This window comes from Pseudarthrobacter phenanthrenivorans (assembly GCF_000813845.1).
GTDB classification, from domain to species: Bacteria; Actinomycetota; Actinomycetes; order Actinomycetales; family Micrococcaceae; genus Arthrobacter; species Arthrobacter phenanthrenivorans_B.
Window position 1 is genome coordinate 20,610 of record NZ_JWTB01000030.1, and the last position, 18,183, is coordinate 38,792.

Here is an 18,183-nt window from a genome sequence, read left to right on the forward strand (position 1 = left end):
GGTCCCCCGCTGTGCGGTGGTCACTTCTTCTTGGCCTTGTCCTTTGATTCGTCGGTGGTGAGGGCTGCGATGAACGCTTCCTGCGGCACCTCTACGGTGCCCACCATCTTCATGCGCTTCTTGCCTTCTTTTTGCTTCTCCAGCAGCTTGCGCTTACGGGAGATGTCACCGCCGTAGCACTTGGCCAGCACGTCCTTGCGGATGGCGCGGATGCTTTCCCGGGCGATAATCCGGGAACCGATGGCCGCCTGGATGGGCACTTCGAACTGCTGCCGCGGAATGAGTTCTCGCAGCTTGCCGGTCATCATCACACCATAGGCGTAGGCCTTGTCCCGGTGCGTGATGGCGCTGAACGCGTCCACCTGCTCGCCCTGGAGCATGATGTCGACCTTCACAAGGTCGGCAACCTGCTCGCCGTCGGCCTTCCAGTCCAGGGAGCCGTAGCCCCGGGTCTTCGACTTCAGGATGTCGAAGAAATCGAACACGATTTCCGCCAGCGGCAGGCGGTAGCGGATTTCCACCCGGTCCTCCGAGAGGTAGTCCATGCCGCCCATCACGCCGCGGCGGGACTGGCACAGTTCCATGATGGCGCCGACGAACTCGTTGGGGGCCAGGATGGTGGCGGAGACCATGGGTTCGCGTACCTCGGCAATCTTGCCGGTGGGGTACTCGCTGGGGTTGGTCACCCGGACCACCTTCTTGTCCTCCAGGGTCACCTCGTATTCCACGTTCGGAGCCGTGGAAATCAGGTCGAGGTTGTATTCGCGTTCCAGGCGTTCGCGGGTGATCTCAAGGTGCAGCAGGCCCAGGAAGCCCACGCGGAAGCCGAAGCCCAGCGCGGCCGAGGTCTCCGGTTCGTACACCAGGGCGGCATCGTTGAGCATGAGCTTTTCGAGCGCGTCGCGGAGTACCGGGTAGTCGGCGCCGTCCAGCGGGTACAGGCCTGAGAACACCATCGGCTTGGCATCGGCGTAGCCGGGAAGCGACTCCGCGGCCGGCTTGGCCAGGTTGGTGACGGTGTCGCCAACCTTGGACTGCCGGACGTCCTTCACACCGGTGATCAGGTAGCCCACCTCGCCCACGCCCAGGCCCTTGGAAGGGGTGGGTTCCGGGGAACTGACCCCGATCTCCAGGAGCTCGTGCGAGGCCCTGGTGGACATCATCTGGATGCGTTCGCGCGGGTGGAGCATGCCGTCCACCACGCGCACGTAGGTCACCACGCCGCGGTAGGTGTCATAGACCGAGTCGAAAATCATGGCGCGGGCCGGTGCGTCGGGGTCACCCTTCGGGGCCGGCAGGTCGCGGACAATCTTGTCCAGGAGGGCCTCGACGCCGACGCCGGTTTTGCCGGATACCCGCAGGACGTCCTCGGGATCGCCGCCGATCAGGCTGGCCAGTTCGGCTGCATACTTTTCGGGCTGCGCCGCCGGCAGGTCGATCTTGTTCAGGACCGGGATGATCGCGAGGTTGTTTTCCATGGCCAGGTACAGGTTCGCGAGCGTCTGGGCTTCAATGCCTTGTGCCGCGTCCACCAGCAGGATTGCGCCTTCGCACGCCGCCAGGGACCGGGACACCTCGTAGGTGAAGTCCACGTGCCCGGGAGTGTCGATCATATTCAGCGCATAACTGACGCCGTCCACCTCCCACGGCATGCGGACCGCCTGGGACTTGATGGTGATGCCGCGCTCGCGCTCGATATCCATCCGGTCCAGGTACTGGGCCTTCATGTCGCGCGCCTGGACCACCCCGGTGGACTGCAGCATACGGTCAGCCAGGGTGGACTTGCCGTGGTCGATATGCGCGATGATGCAAAAGTTCCGAATAATTGCCGGATCTGTCGCGGCGGGCACCGGTGCGGTGCGGGCCATGGGAGACACGCAGGGTCCTTACTGTTGGCTTTTCTGCAGCCATCCGCCAGGCACGCAAAAAGCCGCCCGCGGTCCAGCCGCACATCTTCAACCTCCAGTGTCCCACGTCCGGGACTCCGCAACCGCATCGCGGCCCGCCCGCAGGCGGTTTTCTGCGGCCCAGCCGCGCCGATAGGCTTTCGGGATGCCCTTTGATCTCCGCTCGCTGGGAAACGCCGTCCGCCGGGGCCTGCGCCTGCTCCAGAACCGCCGCCCCGCGTCCCCGGTGGGCGCCGCCGGCCACCGACGCCCCGGCGCCGCCCGTCCCGAGGCCACCGCAGGCATTCCCTCCGGGTCCGCGGCGTACCCTGGCGACTACCGCGGACGGGCCGCCGTCCGCTACGCACCCCAGCCTGACGGCGATCCGGATCCGGGCGAAGTGGTGTGGGCGTGGGTTCCCTTCGAGGAGGACCACAATCAGGGGAAAGACCGTCCCGTCCTGCTGGTGGGGCATAACGGCCCATACCTCCTCGGACTGATGATGACCAGCCGGGACAGAGTCCCCGCCGGCAGCAGCTCCGGGGACTACGTGGACCTCGGATCCGGAGCCTGGGACAAGCAGGGCCGGCCCAGTGAAGTGCGGCTTGACCGCATCATGCAGCTCCGGCCGGACAGCATCCGGCGCGAGGGAGCGGTGCTGGATGAGGCACGCTTCGGGAGAGTGGCGTCCGGACTGCGCAGGCGACACGGCCGGACCTGACACTCCCAAATGGCCAGTGCCGCCGCTGACCTGCTATTCTTTATTGCTGTGTGTCCGTGCAGGTCGACGGTCACTGATGGCTGGCCGCCATAGGTATCCCCACGCCGCTCAGTCAAGGCCAGCCTGAAAGCCCTCTAGACCATTTCCGCATTACAAAGAGAGTTCACACGTGGCGAATATCAAGTCCCAGAAGAAGCGCATCCTGACCAACGAGAAGGCACGCCTGCGCAACAACGCAGTCAAGTCCGAGCTGAAGACGGCCATCCGCGCCGTCAACACCGCCGTTGAGTCCGCTGACAAGGAAGCTGCTACTACTGCGCTCGTTACTGCCAGCCGTAAGCTGGACAAGGCTGTCAGCAAGGGTGTTCTGCACAAGAATAACGCAGCGAACCGCAAGTCGGCGATCTCCAAGAAGGTCAACGCACTCTAAGGTTTCCAGTTCCCACGAACTGATGGTGTGGCCGGTACCGCAAGGTGCCGGCCACACGCCTTTAAGCTTCTTACCCTGGCCGCCCGAAGCCGGCCCTTCCAGCGGGCGGGCGGCAGCACCGCCGTCGTAAGCCACGGGCCCTGCGCAGCCGAGAGGGGCAATCCTGCCGCCGGGAATCGGGCGACCTGTGTTTCGTGCTTATCTGCCCTGGACTGACATGGCGATAACGGTCACGGCATGCTCGACGGCATAGACGGGGTCCCTGGAGAGGCCCTTGACTTGGGCATCGGCCTCCGCCGTGGCCTGGATGGACCGCACCAGGCCCTCCGGGGTCCAGCGCCGGACGTCCCGCTGGGCCTGCTCCACCAGCCAGGGCTGCATGCCGAGCTCCGCTGCGATCTGTGCAGACGAACCCGAGGCACCTGCCACGCGCGCCACCGTCCTGAGCTTCGCGGCGAGGGCTGCCACCAGCGGTACCGGGTCGGCTCCGGTGGCGAGTGCGTGGCGGAGCGTCGAGAGCGCCAGCGGGGCGTTTCCTGCCATGGCGGCATCGGCAACTTTGAATGCGGTGGCCTCAATCCGCCCGCCGTAGTACTTGTCCACCGTCTCGGCCGTGACAGTGCTTCCCGCGTCGGCAATGAGCTGGGAGCATGCGGCGGCCAGTTCGGACAGGTCTGCTCCCACGGCATTGACCAGGGCCTGGACGGCGTCCTGGTTGATCCGGCGTCCGGCTGCCTTGAATTCCGCCGCAACGAACGAGATCTTGTCCGCTTCCTTCTTCAGTGGCTGACAGTCGACCACAGGCCAGCCGGCTTTCTTGACGGCGTCGAGCAGTTTCTTACCGCGGTTTCCGCCGGCGTGCCGCAGGACCACGACGGCGTCCTGTTCGGGGTGCTGCAGATACGCCAGGGCGTCTGCGAGGAAGGCGTCGTTCATTCCTTCCACGGCTTCCACTTCGATAAGTTTGCTCTCACCGAACAAGGAAGGGCTAACCTGCATCGTCAGGGTCCCCGGTTCGTACGTTGCGGCGTTGATGCGGCTCAGCTCGACGTCCGGCTCGGCTGCCCTGACCTGCGACCGGATGCGGTCCATGGCCCTGATGCCCAGATACTCTTCCGGCCCGCCCACCAGGACTATCGATGCCGGCGCTGCGTCCCGCCAGGAGGCGGTGTTCGATGCCGGGGAGCGGGTTGCTCGCTTTTGCGCAGCGGCCATCGACGGTTCCTTCCGGAGGTTTTATTGCAGTATCCCAGCCTGCCACGTCCGGGCCCCGGCTCCAAGCTGCGGTGACTGCGGATACGGCGCATCACCGTTTCCAGCACCTCAATCAGGGCCACCGTGCCGGCGTGGATTGAGCGGACTTTGCAGACCAACTGCAGGGGGTGGGCCAGCGCCCACAGAGCAGCGAAGGCCAGGGCGGACAGCAGGAGCATCGACAGCAGACCAGGGACTCCTTCGGGCCAGGGAAGGGCGGAACCCGGCAGCACGGCAGCGAACCTGGCCGTTGCGGCAACGCCGGCGGCACAGGTTCCGGCCACCACGATCAATATGGTGGCCGCCCAGGGCAGCACGACCACCAAAGGCACGGCAGCAGTCCCCAGCAGGGTCACCGGGGCAACAAGGGGCGATGCGGCAACATTGGCCAGCAGCGAGTACGTCGCAAACTGGGGCTGCAGGAGGACGATGACGGGCCCGCACAGCAACTGCGCGGACAGGGGCACGGCGACTGCGGCAGCGGCCCATCGGGGCACCGCCCCCGGAATCCAGCCGATAATCCGACGGCCCAGGAGGATGATCCCCAACGTGGCCAGGACGGACAGCAGGAAACCGAAGCTCGCGCCAAGGGCCGGTTCGAACAGCAGCAGACCGATGACGGCCAGGCACAGGAAGCTCAGGCCACGTCCAGTGCGTCCGCCGGCCAGCGACGCGACGCCGATGGCGCCCATGAGTGCTGCCCTCAGGACACTGGCATCGGGTCCCACCAGAACCACGAACAGGGCCAGGCCGGCAAGGGCGGCTGCGGCAGCAGGCAGCCTTGGCAGCCGGAAGCGGCGGCAGAGCAGCAGCAAGGCGCCCAGAACGAGGCTGCAGTTTGCCCCGCTGACCGCTGTCAGGTGGGTCATGCCCACGGCCTTCATGGCATTGTTCAGTCCCTCGTCCAGCGCGCTCGTGTCGCCGGTGACCATTCCGGGCAGGAGTCCGCGGGCGTCCGGAGGCAGGAATGCTGCAGCAGCTACGAACCGGCCGCGGAGTTCCCGTGCCGCTTCTTCCAGGAGAGAACCGCCCGTGGCCGTGCCGGGAACCGTGGAGGCTGCCAGATTCGCTGCCTCCGGCTCTCCAGGGTCCGGAGTCCGCAGTTTGCCGGTGGCGCGCAGTGTCTGCCCCGGCAGCACGGCTCCCCACCCCTGGCCGCCCATGATGGTGAGCCGGGCCCGGGTCCTGAGCAGGACCCCGCCGGTGGACACTTCACGGGTCCACACCGGGACGGACCAGCGTTCCGCCGTTGCTCCGGCACCGCCAACCGCTCTCGGGTTACCTGCCACCTCGACGATGGCGACGGCTGTCTTGCCGCCGGCGACCGCCTCCGCAAGGGGGCCATTAAAGCGTTGGCTTGATGCCGTCGCGGAGTGCGCTCCGGTGGCTGCCGCCAACAGCAGGGATAAGCCCAGAGCGGCAGTCATGGTCCGGCTCCTTGACGGGTTGGGTGCGCTGGAATGGCGGCTGACGTCGGGGCCGGGCTTTTGTCGCGGAGAATTTTTAGCGGCCCGCATCAGACACAAGGCGCCCAGCCCGGCAAGCAGGCAGCACAGGACCGCAAGTTCAGTGGGTGGCAGCCACAGCCCGGCCACGGCAGCACCCCACACCAGGGCCGCGGGGAGGGCAAGCCGAAGATCCAGCCGGCGCCGCGAACCTTCGGCACTGGAGTACCTATCCGTCTGGCCCTTGCCGTTGTTGGCCACCCGGTTGCGGACACCGGCCGCGCAACTCGCCAAGGACTTTCGGAGGACTTCCAGTTCCGGCGTTACCCGGCGCCGCCGCGCCGGCATCCGCGGCCCGGAAGGTGTTGGTGCTGGCGGCCCTGACTGCTGGCCTGGGCCGCCGCCCTGCACTGCGGATTCCACGAACCGTTTCCACGGACTGGGACGTGCGCCCTTTGCTGCCATTGCCTGTGCCCCTCCCCTGTCCGTTATCCGGGGTCTCCTGATGACGGTGTCCATGTTGAGGCCCCCTACACCGTCACCAGAGGCAGCAGGGCCTCAAGCATTTTCGGCCCGACGCCATCTACCGCGTCCAGTTCTTCGACGCTCCTGAAAGGGCCGTGTTCCTTGCGCCAGTCGACAATCCGCTGGGCAAGTACCGGCCCGACCTTCGGAAGCGTGTCCAGCATGGCAACATCAGCGGTGCTCAGGTTCACCTTGCCGCCGGGCGGACCGGAGCCTGCCGGGTGGGACCCGGAGCCGTCCCCGCCGCTGGCAGCGGATTCAGCAGCGTCCGGTGCGGCGGCAAGTGGTTCGCCCTGCAGGGGCACGTGGATTTTCTGCCCGTCGTCCACCACGAGTGCAAGGTTCAGGCGGTTGGGGTCCGCCTCCGGCGTTGCGCCGCCCGCCGCGGCAATGGCATCCTCGACACGGCTTCCCTGCTGCAGTCGGACGACGCCGGGTTTGGCCACGGCCCCGGCCACATGGACCACTACCAGGTCCGCAGGGGCGGACTCTCCGGGATGTGGGCTTGCAGCTGCCGGATGTTCTTCGGCCTCGTCCGACGGCTTGCCGCCACCCTCTTTACCGTCGGCTGTCCCGGAGCTGACGCCCGACAGGGGCAGGACCTCCGGAGCCGCGTTGGCTGCCTGCCACCAGAACCAGGCGCAGGCGGCCGCGGCTACGGCAGCGAGCAGCAAGGCAACCCGCACCCCCACCCGCCAGCGCAGTACGGGCCCGGCACCGGGAGTGCCTTCGGAATCGCCGTCGGCCGGAGGCCCGTTCGCTTCTACCGGCCCCCGGTACTCAAACCCGTCCAGGCCAAGACGGTTCTCCGGATCAGCCGGTGCTGCCTCACCTACGGCGGCCTGGAGCCTTGCCCGCACGTGGCGCGCCTGCTGGCGTGTTGCTGCGGCGTCCCGGCGTGACATAGCTCCACCCTAGAAACCATGCGGGCAAGGCGGCAGACGCCACAGGCCCTATGTGGAAAGCTGCCTACCGACGGCGGACAACACCAGTCCTCGGTTTGTCCAAGGTGGTTCGCCGGGGCTCCCGTTACGGGTCCGGGTAATGAGCTGCCATAGTCCCACTGGGACCCATCGCACCCCATGCCCGAGGAACTCCTCAGCGCCTCACCCGGTACCGGGTGAGGACCACGCCGCCCTGGAACGTGCGCGTCTCCACCAAGTCCAGGTTCACCCATGTAGTCAGGGCTGTGAAGAACGGCGTGCCTCCGCCCGTCAGGACCGGATGGATGACGAGCGCATATTCATCGATCAGGCCTGCCCGCATGGCGGCCCAGGCGAGCGTTGCCCCGCCGATGCTCATCGGACCGCCGTCTTCGGTCTTGAGCCGGCTTATCTCGTCCGTCGCGTCGCCGGTGACAAGCCGCGTATTCCAGTCGACCTTGTCGATCGTCGATGAGAACACGACCTTCGGGGTGTCCCGCCAGTTCCGTGCGAACTCGATCTGGGCCGGGGCCGCATTGGGCTGCTGGTCGGCGGTCGGCCAGTAGGAGCTCATCGTCTCCCACAGCTTGCGCCCGTACAGCGACAAACTGTTCGACTGCTCCTGTTCCAGCCACCACTGAAACAGTTCATCGCTTGGGGCGCTCCAGCCGATGTCGTCGCCGGCGGCGGCGATGTAGCCGTCCGCAGACAGGTTCATGCTGTAGGTGAGTTTCCGCATGGAACCAGCCTCCCACTGGCCGGTCCCCAACGTACAGACCGGCGGTGGTGCAGGCTGCGGGCCAATCGATGTTCCCGGGATGCCCTGCGGCTTAGGTGGGAAGCTGTGTACCGCTGGGGAGGGCGGGGCTCCTGCCCACAATGACGGCGAGGACGCCGAGACCGGCGTGGGCTGCCAGGACGGCCGGCAGGGAGCTGATCTGGGCGGGCGGGCATTCCGGCAGCGCAGCTTCCAGCCGGGCAGCCAGGCTCTCCGCTTCCTCCGGATTTCCGAAATGGTGGACGGCGAGGGTCACGGACCCGTCCGGCTGCGGTGCCGCGTGGGCCACCACGATTTCCTCGAGGCGCGCGACGGCCCTGGCCGCCGAACGTACCTTTTCCAGCGGAACGATCCTGCCGCCGTCGACCGCCAGGATAGGTTTGATGGCCAGCATGGTGCCCAGCAGCGAGGCGGCAGCGCCGATTCTTCCGCCCCGCCGCAGCTGTTCGAGGCTGGGGACGTAGAAGAAGACCTTGGTGTGTTCGGCCTGTTCGACGGCTGCAGCTGCCACCGCTTCCCGGCCCGCACCGGCTGCCGCTGCCTGCACCGCCGCCTGCACTGCCATTCCCTGGGCCATGCCGACCGTGCGGGTATCTACGACGTCGACGGGAATGCCCACCTTGGCCGCTGCCAGTCTCGCAGCGTCGGCCGTCCCGGACAGCTCACCGGAGATATGGACCGAAACGATACCGTCGAATCCGCGCAGCTCGGCAGCACGGTACGCCTGCTCGAACTGCCCCGGTGACGGCCTGGACGTCTTGACCGGCGTCCCGGCGGCCAGGGCCACGGCGATGGTCTCCAGGATATCGTCTTCGCCCTCGCCGTAAATTTCCGGCCCCACCATGACAGGCATGGGTGTCACGGTCAGGAGCCCGTCCCGGGGAAGCCCGCGAAGGTACTCCGCCGGGAGGGCCGCTGCCGAATCGGTCACGACGGCGGTGCGCACCACCGGAGCCCCCGCACGGCGGGTGCCCGGCCGGGGCGTGGGGCGGAGGCCCGACAGCCGCGCACGGACCCACGGCCAGGCGGCGGCGTTACTCTCGGGCAAGGGTGCCTCCTGGATGGGTGTCCGGCCCAGGCGCCACCGGCCGCCGGAAAATCTCCGGCGGCCGGTGGGTACTGCGGGTGCAGCGATTATGCCGGAACGATGTTGACCAGCTTAGGCGCACGGACGATGACAGTCCGGATGCCCCGGCCGTCGAGGGCGCGGCGGACATTTTCCGACGCCAGGGCCAGCTCGCGCAGATGATCCTCGGAGACGTCCGGGGACACCTCAAGCCGGTCGCGGACCTTGCCCTGTACCTGGACAACGGCGGTGACCGTGTCCTGGACCAGGAGGGCAGGATCGTGTGCCGGCCACCCTGCGTTGGCGACGGATGCCGGGTGGCCCAGCAGGTTCCACATGTCCTCGGCCGTGTACGGGGCGAACAGGCTGAGGATCACGGCGACGGCTTCGGCGGCCTCGCGGACGGCCGGGTCGTCGGCGCCGGCCCCGGAATCGATGGCCTTGCGGGTGGCGTTGACCAGTTCCATCAGCTTGGCCACCACCACGTTGAACTTGTTGGCGTCCAGGAGCTCGGCGGCGTCGGCGATAGTGCGGTGCGTCACCGAGCGCAGGGCGCGGTCACCGGCCGCGGAGTCCACACCGGGTTCGCTGGTGACGTCCTGGGCGAGGCGCCAGGCGCGGGCCAGGAACTTGGCAGATCCCGACGGCGACACGTCGGCCCAGTCCACGTCGTCCTCGGGCGGGGAAGCGAACACCATGGTCAGGCGGACGGCGTCCACGCCGAACTTGTCGAGCTGTTCGCCGAGGTCCACGCCGTTGCCCAGGGACTTGCTCATGGCCTTGCCGCCGTTGAGCACCTGCCCCTGGTTGAGGAGGGCACTGAAGGGTTCGTCCGCGTCGATCATGCCGAGGTCGTGGATGACCTTGGTGAAGAAGCGGGCGTACAGCAGGTGGAGGATGGCATGCTCCACGCCGCCGACGTACTGCCCAACGGGCATCCAGTCGTTGATCTTCTCCGGATCGAAGGGACCCTCGGTGAAGTGCGGCGACACGAAGCGCAGGAAGTACCAGGACGAGTCCACGAAGGTGTCCATGGTGTCGGTGTCGCGCTTCGCCGGCCCATGGCAGGAGGGGCACTCGACGTTGACCCAGGCTTCGGCGGCGGCCAGCGGCGATGTGCCCTTGGGAGCCAGGTCCTCGCCGCGGAGGTCCGACGGCAGCGTCACCGGCAGCTGCTCGTCCGGAACGGGCACTTCCCCGCAGGACGGGCAGTGGATGATCGGGATGGGAGTGCCCCAGAACCGCTGCCGGCTCAGCAGCCAGTCGCGGAGCCGGAAATTGACGAACTTCTCGCCGGTGCCCTGCCGCTCCAAAATGGCGATGGCGGCGGGAATGGCCTCGGCCTTGGGCAGGCCATCCAGCTCACCGGAGTTGATCAAGGTGCCCTCCCCCGCCGTCGCCGTGCCGGACACGGCGGGATCCTCTTCGCCGGTGTCCAGGACGGCCCGGACGGGCAGGTCGAAGGCGCGGGCAAAGTCGAGGTCGCGCTGGTCGTGGGCGGGCACTGCCATGATGGCGCCCGTGCCGTAGTCGGCCAGGACGTAGTCGGCGGCCCAGACGGGCAGCTTCTCCCCGTTCAGCGGGTTGATGGCGTAGCGGCCGGTGAAGACACCGGTCTTTTCGCGCTCGGTGGACTGGCGTTCAATCTCGGACAGCGCCTTGACCCGTTCGCGGTATTCGTCCAGGGCAGCGGCGTGCTCGTCCGTGACGAGTTCGACGGCGAGCGGCGCGTCGGCGGCCACCACGAAGAAGGTGGCCCCGTACAGGGTGTCCGGGCGGGTGGTGAAGACCGTGACATCCTTGGCGGGCTTGCCGCCGTCAGCCTCGATGACGAAGTTGACGTGGGCGCCCTCGGACCGGCCGATCCAGTTCTTCTGCATGGCCAGCACGCGCTCGGGCCAGTGGCCGCGGAGCTCATCCATGTCGTCCAGCAGCCGGTCGGCGTAGTCGGTGATCTTGAAGTACCACTGGTTCAGCGACTTCTTGGTGACGGTGGTGCCGCAGCGTTCACAGGCGCCGTTGACCACCTGTTCGTTGGCCAGCACCGTCTGGTCCTTGGGGCACCAGTTGACCGGCGAGTCCTTACGGTAGGCCAGGCCGCGCTCGTAGAAGCGCTTGAACAGCCACTGGGTCCAGCGGTAGTACTCCGGATCGGAGGTGTGCAGCCGGCGCGACCAGTCAGCGGAAATGGCGTACCGCTTGAAGGATGCTGCCTGGGTTTCGATGTTGGCGTAGGTCCACTCGCTGGGGTGGGCGTTGCGCTTGATGGCCGCATTTTCGGCCGGCAGGCCAAAGGAGTCCCAGCCGATGGGGTGCAGGACGTCATAGCCCTTCAGGCGCAGGTAGCGGGCCACAACGTCTCCCATGGCGAACGCCTCGGCGTGGCCCATGTGCAGATCGCCCGACGGGTACGGGAACATGTCCAGCACGTAGCGGCGTTCCCGGGACCCGTCATCCACCGGGGTGAAGACCTTCAGGTCTTCCCACACCTGTGGCCATTTGGCCTCCATGGCGGTGAAACTGTAGGTGCCCTCTTCAGGCTCCGCCGATACTGTTGCTGCTGTTCCGGTGTCTGTCTCCGGCTGAACGCCCACTGCTGCCCTCTTCTGTTCTGTTACGGCATCTGTGCTGCCATAACGGCCTGATCCTCCTGCTGCCGGCCCGGCGCCATGCCCCGGATACACAAAAGCCCCTCTCCATGGAGGGGCTGCCGCTCAGCTGTCCGATATTCGGAGCCGGCGGCTAACTAAGCAGAAGGATCGCACGCATGGTTCTACTCTAGCGCACATGCACACCCCCTCAGCGTAAGTCGCAAATGAGCGGCTGAGGGAGTGTGCACGTGCAAAGAGGGGCCGGTGGCTCCCGCCATGGTGTGGTGGGCACCGCGAAGCGGGCGGGCGGGAGTCACCGGCCCCTCTCAGGGGCCGCCTTCCTCAACCTAAGGTGGATCTAGCGAACGTCCTCGTCGACCCAGTCCATGGATTTCGTGACCGCCTTCTTCCAGAGCCTCATCTGGCGGTCCTGTTCGGCCTTGTCCATCTGGGGCTCCCAGCGCTTGTCCTCGGACCAGTTGGCCGAGAGCTCGCCGAGGTCCTTCCAGAACCCGACCGCCAGGCCTGCCGCGTACGCAGCACCCAGGGCCGTGGTCTCGATGACCTTGGGGCGGATGACCGGGACGCCCAGGATGTCCGCCTGGAACTGCATGAGGGCGTCATTGGCGACCATGCCGCCGTCGACCTTCAGCTCGCTCAGCGGCACGCCCGAGTCCGCGTTGACGGCGTCCAGCACCTCGCGGGTCTGGAAGGCGGTGGCCTCCAGCGCTGCCCGGGCGATGTGGTTCTTGTTGACGAACCGGGTGAGGCCCACGATTGCGCCGCGGGCGTCGGATCGCCAGTAGGGTGCGAAGAGTCCGGAGAACGCCGGGACGATGTAGACGCCACCGTTGTCCTTGACGGACGCGGCGAGGGTTTCCACCTCGGGGGCGCTGCTGATCATGCCCAGGTTGTCGCGCAGCCACTGGATAAGGGATCCCGTGACGGCGATGGACCCTTCCAGGGCGTAGTGCGGCTTGGCGTCGCCCAGCTTGTAGCCAACGGTGGTGAGCAGCCCGTTCTTCGAATGGACAATGTCCTCGCCGGTGTTGAAGATCAGGAAGCAGCCGGTGCCGTAGGTGTTCTTGGCTTCGCCGGTTTCGAAGGCGGCCTGCCCGAAGGTGGCGGCCTGCTGGTCACCGAGGATGCCCGCCACGGGCGTCTCGCGGAGCAGCTGGGAGCCGTGGACTTCGCCGTACACCTCGGAGGAGGACTTGATCTCGGGCATCATGCTGCGGGGCACACCAAAGATACCGAGGATTTCGTCGTCCCACTGAAGTGTTTCGAGATCCATGAACAGGGTGCGCGAGGCGTTGGTGACGTCGGTGACATGGACGCCGCCGTCCACGCCTCCGGTCAGGTTCCACAGCACCCACGCGTCGGTGTTGCCGAAGACCAGGTCCCCGGCCTCAGCCTTCTCGCGGGCGCCGTCGACGTTGTCCAGGATCCACTTGATCTTGGTGCCGGAGAAATAGGTGGCCAGCGGCAGGCCCACCTTCTGTTTGAAGCGGTCGGCGCCGCCGTCCCTGCCCAGTTCATCCACAATGTCCTGGGTACGGGTGTCCTGCCACACAATGGCGTTGTAGACCGGCTTGCCCGTGGTCTTGTCCCACACCACCGCGGTTTCACGCTGGTTGGTGATGCCGACGGCGGCGATGTCGTGGCGGGTAAGGTTCGCCTTGGAGAGGGCGGAGCCGATGACCTCACGGGTGTTGTTCCAGATCTCGGTGGCGTCGTGTTCCACCCAGCCGGCCTGCGGGAAGATCTGTTCGTGTTCCATTTGGCCCGAGGAGACGATGGCGCCGCTGTGGTCGAAGATGATGGCGCGGGTGCTGGTGGTGCCCTGGTCGATGGCGATTACGTACTGGTTCATGGTGACGTCCTTGTCTTGGAGTGATGGGGATGGTTGGGGTCAGGCTGCAGCCGTGACGATGATGGGGACAACGCGGGCAACGAGCCCGCCGAGCGCGCCGCCGATCAGCGGCCCTGCGACGGGAATCCAGGAGTAGGCCCAGTCGCTGGACCCCTTGCCCTTGATGGGGAGTACTGCGTGGGCGATGCGGGGCCCGAGGTCACGGGCCGGGTTGATGGCGTAGCCGGTGGGGCCGCCGAGGGAAACGCCGATGCCCACCACGAGCAGTGCGACGGCGAGCGGGCCAAGGCCGGAGGGGGTTCCACCGAAGGTGAGGATCACCAGCACCAGCACGAAGGTGCCGATGATTTCGGTGATCAGGTTCCAGGGGGTGGACCGGATGGCGGGACCCGTGGAAAAGACGCCGAGCTTGCCGGCGGGCTCGGGCTCGTCATCGAAGTGCTGCTTGTACGCCAGCCAGCACACGACGGCGCCGAGGAAGGCACCCACGATCTCGCCGCCGAAGTAGGTCAGCGTTGAGGCAAAGTCCACGGCGACGCCGGGGGCGTATTCGGCCTTGCCGTTGAGCAGCAGGCCGAGCGTGACCGCGGGGTTCAGGTGTGCGCCCGACTTGGCGGCGACGAAGACACCCGCGAAGACGGCGATTCCCCACCCCCAGGTGACCATCAGGAAACCGCCGTTGTTGCCTTTTGTCCCCCGCAAAGCCACGTTGGCAACGACGCCGCAACCCAACAGGGTCAGCATGCCCGTGCCAAAGACTTCGGAGAGGAAGACTATTCCTAGAGACATCTTTGACTCCTTCTTTTTAGTTGTCGGTCCTCCGCGGGTGAAGGACCGTTTGGGGCCGGGACGCCTGCGCGCCCCGGCCGGCGGCCTGGCTCCTTAGGAAACCAGGCTGTGCGTTTCCACGCGGTGGAAACGCTGCAGCACGTCCTGGGCGTGCCTGATCTCCGCGGCGCGGGCCGCTGCGTCCCACTTGAGCGGGACGGAGAGGACCTCGGCCACTTCGTTGAGGAGCTCTCCGGTGACGAGTCCCCGGAAGGCCAGGGAAGTACGCCTGATAAAGACGTCGACCAGGTGGCCCACCTGCTCGTTGGCCGCCATGAATTCCAGTTCACGGACGCTGAGTTCGCGGGTGGAGCGCAGGGCCTGGTCGGGTTCGGCATCAAGGAAGGCGATGACGTCTTCGGCGCGGGTCCCGTAACGGGTCAGCAGCCCCGCGGTGCGGTCCGCGTCGCGGCCGGCAGCCATGTGTGCCTTGATCCATTTCTGGACACCCGCTTCATCGGCCGGGAAGCCTGCGCCGCCGCCGATGGGAAGCTGCGCCGTGGAAACCTTGCGCTGGACGCCGAGTTCGGCGAGGACGTCGTTGGTCAGGTGCTCAGCCAGGGCGCGGAACGTGGTCCATTTGCCGCCCACCAGGCTGAGGACGACGGCGCCGCTTCCGTTCGTGCCGGACGTGCGGCGTTCGATCCGGTAGTCGCGGGAGACGAAGCCCGGCTGCGTGGCGTCATGGCTGGGCAGCGGGCGTACACCGGAGAACGTGTAGACGATGTCGTCAGGTGACACATCGATGGATGGGAAGACGTGCCCGATCAGGTCGAAGAAATACTGGATTTCTTCGTCGGTGCAGACGGCGTCCTCCGCCATGTCCGCGTCCACGTCCGTGGTGCCCACCAGAACCCGGTCGCCCATGGGGTAGATGAGGACAATCCGGCCATCGGTGTGTTCAAAGAAGATTTCCCGGCCGCGGCAGGCAGCGAGGAGGCCCGGGTGGTCGAGCACGATGTGGGAGCCCTTGGTCCCGCCCATGAAGGAGGAGGCCGCGCCCATCGCCTCGTTGGTGAGGTCCACCCACGCGCCGGTGGTGTTGACGATGATGTCCGCGGTGAAGTCGAATTCCGCGCCGGTGAGCTCGTCCCGGAGACGGACGGTGCTTCCACGGCCGGTTCCCGGGTTGGGGGCCGGCGACATGGACTGCAGCGACAGGTAGTTGCTGGCCCGGGCGGTGTCACCCTGTGCGCTGGTGCCCGTCGCGTTGCCGGCGCGGCCGGCCTTTTCGCCGTCCTGGAGCACGTCAAGGGTGAGGCGCTCCGGGTTGTGGACGGAGGCGTCGAAGTAGGTGGCGGTGTACTTCACGTCCGGCCGCAGGTCGGGCAGTTCCTGGAGCGCAGCCTTGTGGGTGCGGAACTGGTGCCGCGGCACAGTCCCGCCGTCCCTGGAAAACGAATCGTAGAGGCTCAGGCCGGCCTTGATCAGGAAGGCACCGCGTTCCTTGGGCTTGCCCTGCTGCTTGTGGGTGAGGAACCGCAGGGGCGCGGACAGGATGCCGGAGAAAGTGCTGAAAATCGGGATGGTGGTCTGCAGCGGCTTCACATAGTGCGGGGCGATCTTCAGCAGGCGGTTCCGCTCCACCACTGACTCACGGACCAGGCGGAATTCGCCGTTCTCCAGATACCGGATGCCGCCGTGGATCATGTGCGACGAAGCACCGCTGGCGCCCTGGCAGTAATCCCCGCGTTCCACAAGCGCGACATCGACGCCCTGCAGTGCCAGGTCACGGAAGGTGCCTACTCCGTTAATGCCACCGCCAACCACCAGCACCTTGGCGTGCGGACGGCGCCGCAGGCTGTGGACCGAGGCGCGTTCGGCACTCGGCCCGGGCACAGGGGCAGACGGGTTAACAGTTGAATCCTTGGGTCCCAAAACGACTCCCTTGGGGCTTTGTTTGATGCGGACACACGCTGTGTGGCGCCGCCGTTCTGCTCTATTGTTTGGAGAAATGGAAAATGGAGTCAAGCACTATGCACAAACGTGCAGAAGGGAAGTGAGATGGCACTTTCACGGGACACAGATGCCCTCCGAGCTGCACAAATGTACTATCTGCAGGACCTCACCATGGATGCGATAGCCCGGGAATTGCGCACCTCCCGGTCCACGGTTTCGCGCCTTTTGTCCTCCGCCAGGGAGTCCGGCCTGGTGCAGATCCAGATCCGGAATCCGCTGGACACCGGGCCCGAGCTGGAGGGGATGATCCGCCGCCGATACAACCTGGATGTCCACGTTGTCCCCATCCTTGGGACGCTTAACGAGGCGGAGACCCTGGACCGGGTGGCCATGCAGGCGGCACGGACCATCGGGCCGCTGGTGGACTCCAACGCCATCATCGGCGTCGCATGGGGATCGACGCTCAGCGCGGTCAGCAGGCACCTCACCAGGAAGATCACGCACGACAGCGTCATCGTCCAGCTGAACGGAGCCGGGAACATGCACACCACCGGCATCACCTACGCCAGTGACATCATGCGCCGGTTCGGCAGTGCCTACGGGGCAAGGGTGGAGCAGTTCCCGGTCCCGGCCTTCTTCGACCATGCCGCCACCAAGACAGCCATGTGGAACGAGCGCAGCGTGCAGCGTGTCCTGGAGCTGCAGGCCAAGATGAGCATCGCCATCTTCGGCGTCGGCTCCGTCCACGCCGACTATCCCAGCCACGTCTACGCGGGCGGATACCTGGATGAGGAAGACCTGAACGCGCTGGCCAACTCGGACGTGGTGGGCGACGTCGCCACGGTATTCTTCCGTGCCGACGGATCCTCGGACGGGATCGTCCTGAACGAAAGGTCCACCGGCCCGTCACTTGCCCAGCTGCGCCAGGTCCGCCGCAGGATCTGCGTGGTTTCGGGCGTTTCCAAGATCAACGGCCTCCGCGGAGCCCTGGCAGCCCGGCTGGCCACAGACCTCATCCTGGACGAAGCCACCGCACGCCGCCTTGTCGATTACGAGGGACTGACCAGCTGAAGTGGGTAGAGTCGTTGCCATGAGAACCTCACCCCGGCTCAGCCTGAACAACGGCGTGCTGATAGACCAGCTCGGCTTTGGGCTGTACAAGGTGCCGGCCACAGACGCGGAGGGGCTCGTGGCCACTGCGCTCGCCGCCGGGTACCGCCACTTCGATACGGCGGCAATGTACGGGAATGAAGTTGGCGTGGCCCGCGGCATCAGCTCCCAGCTGGGCGACGGGACCGGCAGCGGTGGATCCGGGGAGCTGTCTCCCGCCCTCACCAGGGAAGACGTGTTCATCACCACGAAGGTGTGGAACGACCACCACGGGTACGACGCGGCGCTGCGCGCCTTTGATGATTCCATGGTCAACCTGGGCCTGGACTATGTGGACATGTACCTGATCCATTGGCCCTGCCCGCGCCGCGGGCTGTTCCCGGACACCTACCGCGCGCTGGAGACCCTCTACCGCGAAGGAAGGGTCCGTGCCATTGGCGTCAGCAACTTCCAGCCGGCGCACCTTGACCGCCTGCTGCAAACCGCCGAAGTGGTCCCGGCCGTCAACCAGATTGAACTCCACCCCTGGCTGCAGCAGGAGGAACTGCGCGCCAAACACGCAGAGCTGGGCATCCACACCGAGGCGTGGAGCCCGCTGGGCCGCGGCCAGGTACTTGCCGATCCTGTGATCCAGGCGTGCGCTTCGGAGCACCGCCGGACCCCCGCGCAGGTGATCCTCCGCTGGCACATGCAGCTGGGAAACATCGCCATCCCCAAAGCCAGCTCGGAGGCCCGGATCCGGGAGAACCTCGATGTCTTCGGATTCACGCTGTCCGACCGCGACATGGCCGCCATCAATGCCCTGGACCGCGGCCAGCGGACCGGGTCGCACCCGGACAACGTCAACTAGGCCC

The 18,183-nt window shown here is 66.5% G+C and carries 14 protein-coding genes; 4 read left to right on the forward strand and 10 right to left on the reverse strand.

Annotated features, from left to right (window positions below; all coding sequences use genetic code 11):
• Positions 1–20: 20 nt before the first annotated feature.
• Entirely contained in the window at positions 21–1,877 is a 1,857-nt protein-coding gene (gene lepA / locus RM50_RS15090; RefSeq protein ID WP_043454334.1) for a translation elongation factor 4, read from the reverse strand.
• Positions 1,878–2,052: 175 nt separating this feature from the next.
• Between lepA and RM50_RS15095 the strand changes: the two genes are divergently transcribed.
• Positions 2,053–2,607, forward strand: a complete 555-nt coding sequence (locus RM50_RS15095; RefSeq protein WP_043454336.1) for a type II toxin-antitoxin system PemK/MazF family toxin — start codon at positions 2,053–2,055, stop codon at positions 2,605–2,607.
• A 169-nt stretch (positions 2,608–2,776) separates the two neighbouring features.
• Positions 2,777–3,037, forward strand: a complete 261-nt coding sequence (rpsT, locus tag RM50_RS15100) for a 30S ribosomal protein S20 (protein WP_043454339.1) — start codon at positions 2,777–2,779, stop codon at positions 3,035–3,037.
• A 198-nt stretch (positions 3,038–3,235) separates the two neighbouring features.
• On the opposite strand, the gene holA is transcribed toward rpsT, so the two are convergent.
• The 9 genes from holA to RM50_RS15145 all read right to left on the reverse strand — a co-directional run bounded on the left by holA (position 3,236) and on the right by RM50_RS15145 (position 16,198).
• A complete protein-coding gene (holA, locus tag RM50_RS15105) occupies positions 3,236–4,252 on the reverse strand; it encodes a DNA polymerase III subunit delta (protein WP_043454342.1) in 1,017 nt (338 codons plus the stop codon).
• Positions 4,171–5,718 (reverse strand): ComEC/Rec2 family competence protein, encoded by a 1,548-nt coding sequence (locus RM50_RS15110; RefSeq protein WP_240471969.1) that lies wholly within the window; start codon positions 5,716–5,718, stop codon positions 4,171–4,173. The genes holA and RM50_RS15110 overlap by 82 nt, the downstream gene beginning before the upstream one ends.
• Positions 5,719–6,266: 548 nt before the next feature.
• Positions 6,267–7,166, reverse strand: coding sequence for a ComEA family DNA-binding protein (locus RM50_RS15115; RefSeq protein WP_043454345.1), 900 nt, complete (start codon positions 7,164–7,166; stop codon positions 6,267–6,269).
• Between the two features lie 193 nt (positions 7,167–7,359).
• Entirely contained in the window at positions 7,360–7,923 is a 564-nt protein-coding gene (locus tag RM50_RS15120; RefSeq protein ID WP_043454348.1) for a dihydrofolate reductase family protein, read from the reverse strand.
• Between the two features lie 91 nt (positions 7,924–8,014).
• Positions 8,015–9,010 (reverse strand): DegV family protein, encoded by a 996-nt coding sequence (locus tag RM50_RS15125; protein ID WP_052260278.1) that lies wholly within the window; start codon positions 9,008–9,010, stop codon positions 8,015–8,017.
• A gap of 86 nt (positions 9,011–9,096) precedes the next feature.
• The gene (leuS, locus tag RM50_RS15130) at positions 9,097–11,622 is read right to left on the reverse strand and encodes a leucine--tRNA ligase (protein WP_043454351.1); all 2,526 of its coding nucleotides are present in this window, start codon (positions 11,620–11,622) and stop codon (positions 9,097–9,099) included.
• Between the two features lie 355 nt (positions 11,623–11,977).
• Positions 11,978–13,492, reverse strand: coding sequence for a glycerol kinase GlpK (gene glpK / locus RM50_RS15135; protein ID WP_043454353.1), 1,515 nt, complete (start codon positions 13,490–13,492; stop codon positions 11,978–11,980).
• Positions 13,493–13,531: 39 nt separating this feature from the next.
• On the reverse strand, positions 13,532–14,281 hold the full coding sequence (locus RM50_RS15140; protein WP_043454355.1) for an MIP/aquaporin family protein: 750 nt from the start codon (positions 14,279–14,281) through the stop codon (positions 13,532–13,534).
• Between the two features lie 93 nt (positions 14,282–14,374).
• Complete coding sequence (locus RM50_RS15145; protein ID WP_082007103.1) at positions 14,375–16,198, reverse strand: glycerol-3-phosphate dehydrogenase/oxidase; 1,824 nt, start codon at positions 16,196–16,198, stop codon at positions 14,375–14,377.
• A 126-nt stretch (positions 16,199–16,324) separates the two neighbouring features.
• Here RM50_RS15145 and RM50_RS15150 point away from each other — a divergent pair, with 126 nt between their 5' ends.
• Complete coding sequence (locus tag RM50_RS15150) at positions 16,325–17,290, forward strand: sugar-binding transcriptional regulator (protein WP_043454361.1); 966 nt, start codon at positions 16,325–16,327, stop codon at positions 17,288–17,290.
• Positions 17,291–17,309: 19 nt separating this feature from the next.
• Complete coding sequence (locus RM50_RS15155; protein WP_043454364.1) at positions 17,310–18,179, forward strand: aldo/keto reductase; 870 nt, start codon at positions 17,310–17,312, stop codon at positions 18,177–18,179.
• The last annotated feature ends 4 nt before the right edge of the window (positions 18,180–18,183 follow it).

Bases quoted from the DNA above. Each gene is read 5' to 3' on its own strand.
- RM50_RS15095 (WP_043454336.1), top strand. From the start codon at position 2,053: ATGCCCTTTGATCTCCGCTCGCTGGGAAACGCCGTCCGCCGGGGCCTG.
- holA (WP_043454342.1), bottom strand. From the start codon at position 4,252: ATGGCCGCTGCGCAAAAGCGAGCAACCCGCTCCCCGGCATCGAACACC.
- RM50_RS15110 (WP_240471969.1), bottom strand. From the start codon at position 5,718: ATGACTGCCGCTCTGGGCTTATCCCTGCTGTTGGCGGCAGCCACCGGA.
- RM50_RS15115 (WP_043454345.1), bottom strand. From the start codon at position 7,166: ATGTCACGCCGGGACGCCGCAGCAACACGCCAGCAGGCGCGCCACGTG.
- RM50_RS15120 (WP_043454348.1), bottom strand. From the start codon at position 7,923: ATGCGGAAACTCACCTACAGCATGAACCTGTCTGCGGACGGCTACATC.
- glpK (WP_043454353.1), bottom strand. From the start codon at position 13,492: ATGAACCAGTACGTAATCGCCATCGACCAGGGCACCACCAGCACCCGC.
- RM50_RS15140 (WP_043454355.1), bottom strand. From the start codon at position 14,281: ATGTCTCTAGGAATAGTCTTCCTCTCCGAAGTCTTTGGCACGGGCATG.
- RM50_RS15150 (WP_043454361.1), top strand. From the start codon at position 16,325: ATGGCACTTTCACGGGACACAGATGCCCTCCGAGCTGCACAAATGTAC.
- RM50_RS15155 (WP_043454364.1), top strand. From the start codon at position 17,310: ATGAGAACCTCACCCCGGCTCAGCCTGAACAACGGCGTGCTGATAGAC.